A 7,925-nucleotide genomic window follows, 5' to 3' on the forward strand; every position below is an offset into this window, starting at 1 on the left:
CGGTTCGCCAGGCTCCGCCGGGGTAACCTGAGGCTGAACGTCTGGGGGTATCTGCGGCTGAACCTGGGCACAACCGACAAGCATGACAAAACCCAAGGAAAGAACGACTAACCCTGCTTTCACTGACACAAAACTCCTTAACGGAAAGGGATGACTCAACCACGAAATTATAATCTTCACGCCCCCCCGACCTTATTTTAGTGAGGCTGAATGTTACATCGCTCAGAAATAGACTAATGGCGGTGGACGCTATATCATTGCCGCCTCTCAAGCAACCTCAACCACGCTGAACATATGACATTAGCATAGCTGCTAAACCATATCTTCCCGTTATCGCTGTTGCCCGCCGGGACAAGCGTCCCGAGACGGAATTGAGGTTGACCGCCACCGCGCGCATTTTATAGCACCCGTAGCTCAGCTGGATAGAGCGCTGCCCTCCGGAGGCAGAGGTCAGAGGTTCGAATCCTCTCGGGTGCGCCAGTTACAACAAGCCTGCTTCATGCAGGCTTTTTTGTGGCTGGCAAACCTGAGGGCTGATGAGAACCTCCCAGGTTCGACAAACGCGTCAGCGTTTGGACCGAGCCGCAATGCGGCGAAGCCCCTAGGGGTCAAAACAGACACAGTCTGTTTTGAGTCAATCCTCTCGGTTGCGCCGTCCCGCAGGGAGCAAAACGGCCGCAGGCCGTGTTGAGTTAATCCCCTCGGGTGCGCCATCCACACACAAAACCGGGCCCGGCGCCGGGTTTCTTGGTTTGGGGACCCATGAAGCACTCGAACCGGGAAGAAGTTCGACAACTTCCATCGGGAAGTTGGACCCGGCAACCACAGGTTGCGCCATCCAAACGACCAAACCCGGCCCTTTGCCGCATTTCCCGGTTCCCCCACCCCATATCCAAACGGACACAAAAAAACCCCGACCATTGCTGTGATCGGGGCTCTTACGCTGCTTTGGGAGAAGCATGTTGCTGTTTGCTAATAATTAGTCAGCGATGTCGGGGAATAGTTCCAAGCGACGATAAACTTGTTTCGCCACAGCAAACGACCAACCTCCCACCTTTAATCAACATCTCGCCAGCCAACGGGAGAAAAGGCCGGTCGTTTACACACCGCCCTCTTCGCGCATTGCAGCCGTGCCGCGCACATACAGTCAAACATGGGCGCGGGGAAGGTATGGCAGCGGGTAGCTTTACCACAACCAAAACACCGCTGGCAGTGCCATCAAGTGCTGTTGCCCCACAGCGGGCAGCAACACAATTGAGCTACCCAGGTGGCCGCGACTCCAGTACAGTAAGCCACTGCCCAAGGTAAGAAAAATGAGGGTAATCGACCTCAATTCGATATTCAGAGTGCTCGACAAATGCACCGGGAGAAGCTGCAATCAAGAAACTCAGGCCGTCGCAGCCGTTAGCACAGGCACCATTGATCAATGGGCTAGCCACCTGATGTTGGCGTCGTGGAGGGAGACAAATCTTTCTGTTTTTCCGGGACGGCTGGCGAGCCTCTGCCGTTGCAAGAACCCTGGGATGGTTGTCGTCGCGACCGGGAATGATGCGGGTTTAATCATCCGACATGGCCAACTCGTTATCCCTTTTAGGGGCACCATTCAGCACCAAAATCTGGCAACCTCCAAGGCCACCTCATTCGTCATGCAACCTAGGTGGTTGCCATACCGAACAAATGCGCAACGGGCCAGGGCAGGACAAAATAGACGGAGCTGTCCGTGACAGCGGGGCCACGGCCCCGCAGACTGGTCAGCAGGCTCGGCTCGCCTGCGCGGAAGGCAACAAAGCCTCACCCCCCGGATTGTTGGCATTCATATTGCCTACCAACAAGAGAGGCTGGATGGATTACCCGGTTGCCCGGCGCAATGCATTGCGTCCACAGCAATACTCTGAACGGGGTCCATACCGACAAGGGAACTGCAACATCTGGGACTGTGCTCAGCCCAATCCGGGCATAGGGATAAAATAGGCGGTGCTGTTGGCCCGGCTGTTTTTCCACTCTATATTTATTTCTACTTACAGTGTGGCGGAAGTGCATTATGTCGATTAAGGCTGCAGTTCATCATTTGACACATTACACCTACGACCGGCCGGTTAGCGTTGGCCCGCAGATTATCCGCTTGCGACCGGCACCCCACAGCCGCACCCGGGTTATTTCACACTCCCTGAAAATCAGTCCCGCTAACCATTTTGTCAATTACCAGCAAGACCCCTACGGCAACTGGCAGGCGCGCTATGTGTTTCCAGAGCCCGTCACCGAGCTGAAGATCGAAGTGGACCTGGTGGCCGACATGGCGGTCTACAACCCCTTCGACTTCTTTGTCGAGGAAAGCGCCCAACAATGGCCCTTTGAATACAACACCGATATCCGCCCCGACCTGGTGATCTACCGGGTACCCGAAAAGGCCGGGCCACACCTGAAAGCCTTCATGAAGTCCATTGACCGCTCACCCAAACCCACGGTGGATTTCGTCGTCGAGCTCAATGCCCGGCTGGCCAGGGAGATCGGTTATGTGATTCGCATGGAACCCGGCGTTCAAACACCGGAGGAAACCTTTGAGGCGGGAACCGGTTCCTGCCGGGATACCAGCTGGCTGCTGGTACAGATATTGCGGCGCCTGGGCTTTGCCGCCCGCTTCGTCTCCGGTTACCTGATCCAGTTGAAACCCGACCTGGTGTCACTGGACGGACCAGCCGGCACCGATCACGACTTCACCGATCTGCACGCCTGGGCGGAAGTCTTCCTGCCCGGCGCCGGCTGGATCGGCCTCGATCCCACTTCCGGACTGCTGGCCGGGGAGAGCCACGTCCCGCTGGCCGCCACCCCCCATTACCGCAATGCTGCACCGATTGCCGGCATGGTCGGATTCGCTGAAGTCGAATTTGAGTTCGACATGACCGTGAAACGGGTTTCCGAGCACCCCCGCATTACCAAACCCTTCTCCGAAGAATCCTGGGAGGCGCTGGACAGTTTGGGGCACCAGGTCGATACCGCCCTGGCCGCAGGCGATGTGCGCCTGACCATGGGTGGCGAACCCACCTTTGTGTCCATTGACGACTTCGAATCCGACGAGTGGAACACCGAGGCCATCGGCCCCACCAAGCGTATGCGGGCCGATCAGTTGATCCGCCGCTTCCGGGATCGTTTTGCCCCCGGCGGGTTCCTGCACTACGGCCAGGGCAAGTGGTATCCCGGGGAGTCACTGCCGCGCTGGACTTTTTCGCTGTACTGGCGCAATGACGACAAGCCGATCTGGCGGGATGCGGACCTGATTGCCCAGGAGGCCGGAGCGACCGAGAGCGCCACCGCCGCCAATGCGGAAAAAATGCTCAAGGGAATCGCCGGTGAACTGGGCTTGAAAAAAGACTATGTGCTGCCCGCCTACGAAGATCCCGCCGAGTGGATCATCAAGGAGGGCAACCTGCCCGAGAATGTCACCGCCACCAATTCCAAGCTGAAAGATCCCGAAGAGCGCCACCGCATCGCGCGGGTCTTTGAACGGGGCCTGACCGAACCGTCCGGCTTTGTACTGCCTATCCAGAGCTGGCAATCGCGGGCCAGCGGCACCGGGCCGCGCTGGCGTTCAGAGCGCTGGAAAACCAGGCGGGACCAACTTTACCTGATTCCCGGCGACAGCCCGGTTGGCTTCCGCCTGCCACTGGAAAAACTGCCGCACCTGTCGTCGTCAGAATACCCCTACATCAACGTCGCCGACCCCAATGAACCCAGGGGACCGCTGCCGGATTTCGCCACCGAAGATGCGCTTGCCGCCGCCCACGGCATCAAGGCGCAACCCATGGCATCGTTCTCCCCGACAGAGGGCCATCAGGAACGGGTCGAACAGCACAGCATGCACGAAATGGAAGGCGGCTTCGTGCGCACCGCCATGTCAGTGGAGCCCCGCGATGGGCGGCTGTGCATCTTCATGCCGCCGGTGGAACGCATCGAGGATTACCTGGAGCTGCTGGCCGCCGCCGAGAATACGGCCAAAGAACTGCAGCTACCGGTACATATCGAAGGTTACGCCCCACCCGAAGACCCGCGTATGAATGTCATTCGCGTGACCCCGGATCCCGGAGTGATCGAGGTCAACATTCACCCGGCCGCCAGCTGGGAAGACTGTGTCGTCACCACCGAGGCGATCTATGAAGAGGCCAGGCAGACACGACTCGGCGCCGACAAGTTCATGATCGACGGGCGCCACACCGGCACCGGCGGCGGCAACCATGTGGTGGTGGGCGGCGCCACCCCCGCGGACAGCCCCTTCCTGCGCCGCCCGGACCTGCTGAAAAGCCTGATCCTGCACTGGCAGCGCCACCCGAGCCTGTCCTACCTGTTCTCCGGGCTGTTTATCGGCCCCACCAGCCAGGCACCGCGCATCGACGAGGCGCGCCACGACAGTCTCTACGAACTGGAGATCGCACTGTCGCAAATACCTGGGCCGGGCGCAGGTTGTGCACCCCAGCCCTGGCTGGTGGACCGGCTGCTGCGCAACATTCTGATCGACGTCACCGGCAACACCCACCGGGCGGAGATCTGTATCGACAAGCTGTATTCACCGGACGGCCCCATGGGCCGCCTGGGGCTGGTGGAATTCCGCGGCTTTGAAATGCCCCCCGACCCGCGCATGAGCCTGGCCCAGCAGGTGTTGATCCGCGCCCTGATCGCCCGTTTCTGGAATGCCCCGATCGGCGGGGAACTGACCCGCTGGGGTACGGTATTGCACGACCGCTACATGCTGCCGCACTTCGTCTGGGAGGATTTTCTCGACGTACTGCGGGATCTCGGCCAACACGGCTTCGATTTCCGCCAGGAATGGTACCAAGCCCAGAAAGAATTCCGTTTCCCGTTCTGCGGCGAAGTGGAATACGAAGGCGTTCACCTGGAACTGCGGCAAGCCCTGGAACCCTGGCATGTGCTGGGAGAAACCGGCGCCATCGGCGGCACCGTGCGCTACACCGACAGCTCCGTGGAACGCCTGCAGGTACAGCTGACCACCTCTGACCCGGGCCGCTACCTGGTCACCTGCAATCAGCGCCGGATACCGCTCACCAGGACCGGCACGGCGGGGGTAGCCGTCGGCGCCGTGCGCTTCAAGGCCTGGCAACCGGCCTTGGCCCTGCACCCGGTACTGCCTGTCAATGCGCCGCTGACATTCGATATTTTTGACACCTGGAGCGGTCGGGCGCTGGGCGGCTGCGTCTACCACGTGGCCCACCCCGGCGGCCGCAACTACGAAACCTTCCCGGTTAACAGCAATGAGGCGGAAGCCCGCCGCCTTGCACGATTTGAGGCGAGTGGCCATACTCCCGGCCTCTACCTGCCCCAGCCGGAAGTGCCACACCCTGAATTTCCGATGACGCTGGATTTGAGACGGCCACCCGGACTGTAACGATGTCGCAACAAGGCAAAAAAGCCGCTGACGATCCCGTCGCCCGCCTGCTGGCGGGCTACCGGACCATGAAGGATGTCCCGGACGAACTGATCGGCCCGGACGGCGCCATTCGCCCCGTCTGGTCCAGCCTCCTCGAAGCGGTGGCCCGCATGCCCCCCGAAGAAATCACCCTGCGCAAAGCCCGCGGCGACCAGTATCTGACCGACGCCGGGGTTTTCTATCGCCAATACGGCACCGAGGACGCCGCCGAGCGCGACTGGCCCCTCAGCCATATGCCGGTGCTGATCGACGAAGAGGAGTGGAACAGCATTGGCGCGGGGTTGATCCAGCGCGCCGAACTGCTGGAACAGGTGGTCGCCGACCTCTACGGCGACAACCAGTTGGTGGCCAACGGTCACTTGCCCGCATCGCTGGTTGCCAATAATCCCGAATGGCTGCGCCCGCTGGTGGGGGTCAAACCCGCTTCGGGACACTTCCTGCACTTTGTCGCCTTTGATATCGGTCGCGGCCCCAACGGCGAATGGTGGGTAATTGGCGACCGCACCCAGGCGCCGTCCGGTGCCGGTTTCGCCCTGGAGAACCGCATCGCCACCACCAGGGTGTACGCCGACCATTACGCCCGCTCCAACGTATTCCGGCTGGCAGGTTTCTTCCGCACCTTCCGCGACACCCTGCTGGCCTTGCGGGAAGATGACGAAAGCCGGGTCGGCATCCTGACACCCGGGCCGATGAATGACACCTATTTTGAGCACGCCTATATCGCCCGCTACCTGGGCTTTATGCTGCTGGAAGGCGAAGACCTGGCGGTGCGCAACGGCCAGCTGATGGTGCGTACGGTGGCGGGACTCAGGCCGGTGAGCGTGCTGTGGCGGCGACTCGACGCCATCTGGGCCGATCCCCTGGAACTGGATGAAAGTTCCCGGCTCGGCACCGCCGGCCTGCTCGGCGCAGTGCGTTCCGGCAGTGTCACCATGGTCAATGCCCTCGGTACCGGCATCCTGGAAACCCGCGCCTTTCTGGCGTTCCTGCCCCGCATCTGCAAGGCCCTCACCGGTCAACCACTGGCCATTCCCAATATCGCCACCTGGTGGTGCGGCCAAGCCCAGGAACGCAAGTATGTGAAGGAGAACGCCCAGCGCATGACCATTGGCAATGCCTTCGCCACACGCCCGCTGTTCGATCTGGATGATATGTCCGCGGTAGCCGGAACCTTTAACCGCGACATCAAGCAGACCATCGAGACCTGGATCGACGAGGACTCGGATCACCTGGTGGGACAGGAAGCCGTTACCCTCTCCACCACCCCCGCCTTCGATGGCGACAAACTGGTGCCGCGACCGATGAACCTGAGAGTGTTCATGGCCCGCACCGCCGACGGCTGGCAAGTGATGCCGGGCGGCTTTGCCCGTATCGGGCCCTCCGGTAAATCCGCGGCCCTGGCCCTGCAACGGGGTGGTTCCGTTGCCGATGTGTGGGTGGTCAGTAAAAATCCGGTACCGGCTGAAACCATGCTGGGCACCGCAAGCGGGCCATTTATCCGCCAGCAGCCGGGGGTATTGCCCAGTCGTTCCGCGGACAACCTGTTCTGGCTCGGACGCTATGTGGAACGCGCCGAACACGCCATTCGCCTGCTGCGTGCCTATCATATTCGCCTGGCGGAATCCGGCTCGGAATTGACCCCCCTGCTGGAATACCTGGGCGAGTTTCTGGAGTCCGCCGACACCGATGTCGCCGAGGGCCTGCCCAGCACGGTGATCAATACCCTGGCCTGCGCCACTAATGCCGCGGGGCAGGTGCGCGACCGCTTCTCCGTGGACGGCTGGCTGGCACTGGATGACCTGTCCAAGACCATCAGGAAGATGGGCAAAACCGCCACGCCGGGCGATGACATGGCGCGGGCCATGAGCGTGTTGCTGCGCAAACTCTCCGGCTTTTCCGGTCTGGTCCACGAAAACATGTACCGTTTCACCAGCTGGCGCTTCCTCAGCATCGGCCGCGCCCTGGAACGGGCCCTGTCACTGACCAACCTGTTGTCCGCCCTAGCTGACTCCGCAGCGCCGAATGGCTCCCTGGACATGGCAATTGAAGTGGCGGACAGCTCCATGACCCACCGCCGTCGCTACGCTGTGGCCACCAATCGCGATACCGTGATGGACCTGCTGGCCCTCGATCCGCTCAACCCCCGGGCCATCATTTATCAATTGAACGATATTTCCGGACACATCAACTTCCTGCCCGGAGCGGAGCAAAATCGCCAGCTGACGCCACTGCAACGGACCATGCTGCAAGCCCACACCAGTCTCGAACTGCACACCCCGTCGTCCCTGAATACCGGGGCACTGCACAACCTGAGTGTCGAGATTGCCAGTCTGTCCGATCACCTCAGTGCCGCCTACCTTCGGTAGGGGCCTGTTAACCCTAAGGCAACCGGAATGCTCTACGACATCAGCCTGAAAATCACCTACAAATACGACAATGATGCCGATACCAGCCGCCATATTGTGCGGCTGGTGCCCGCGGACTTGCC

At 60.9% G+C, this 7,925-nt stretch carries 2 protein-coding genes and 1 tRNA gene; all 3 read left to right on the forward strand.

Annotated features, from left to right (window positions below):
- The first annotated feature begins 403 nt into the window (after nucleotides 1–403).
- The 3 genes from ABY948_RS09925 (at nucleotide 404) to ABY948_RS09935 (ending at nucleotide 7,803) form a co-directional block, all read left to right on the forward strand.
- Nucleotides 404–480, forward strand: a tRNA-Arg gene (locus ABY948_RS09925).
- A 1,561-nt stretch (nucleotides 481–2,041) separates the two neighbouring features.
- Nucleotides 2,042–5,395 carry a transglutaminase family protein gene (locus ABY948_RS09930; RefSeq protein ID WP_461482378.1) on the forward strand — a complete coding sequence of 1,118 codons (3,354 nt, stop codon included), beginning with the start codon at nucleotides 2,042–2,044 and terminating at the stop codon, nucleotides 5,393–5,395.
- Between the two features lie 2 nt (nucleotides 5,396–5,397).
- Nucleotides 5,398–7,803, forward strand: a complete 2,406-nt coding sequence (locus tag ABY948_RS09935; RefSeq protein ID WP_461482379.1) for a circularly permuted type 2 ATP-grasp protein — start codon at nucleotides 5,398–5,400, stop codon at nucleotides 7,801–7,803.
- Nucleotides 7,804–7,925: the final 122 nt, after the last annotated feature.

The organism is Porticoccus sp., assembly GCF_041592135.1.
In the GTDB taxonomy this organism is placed as follows: Bacteria; Pseudomonadota; Gammaproteobacteria; order Pseudomonadales; family Porticoccaceae; genus Porticoccus.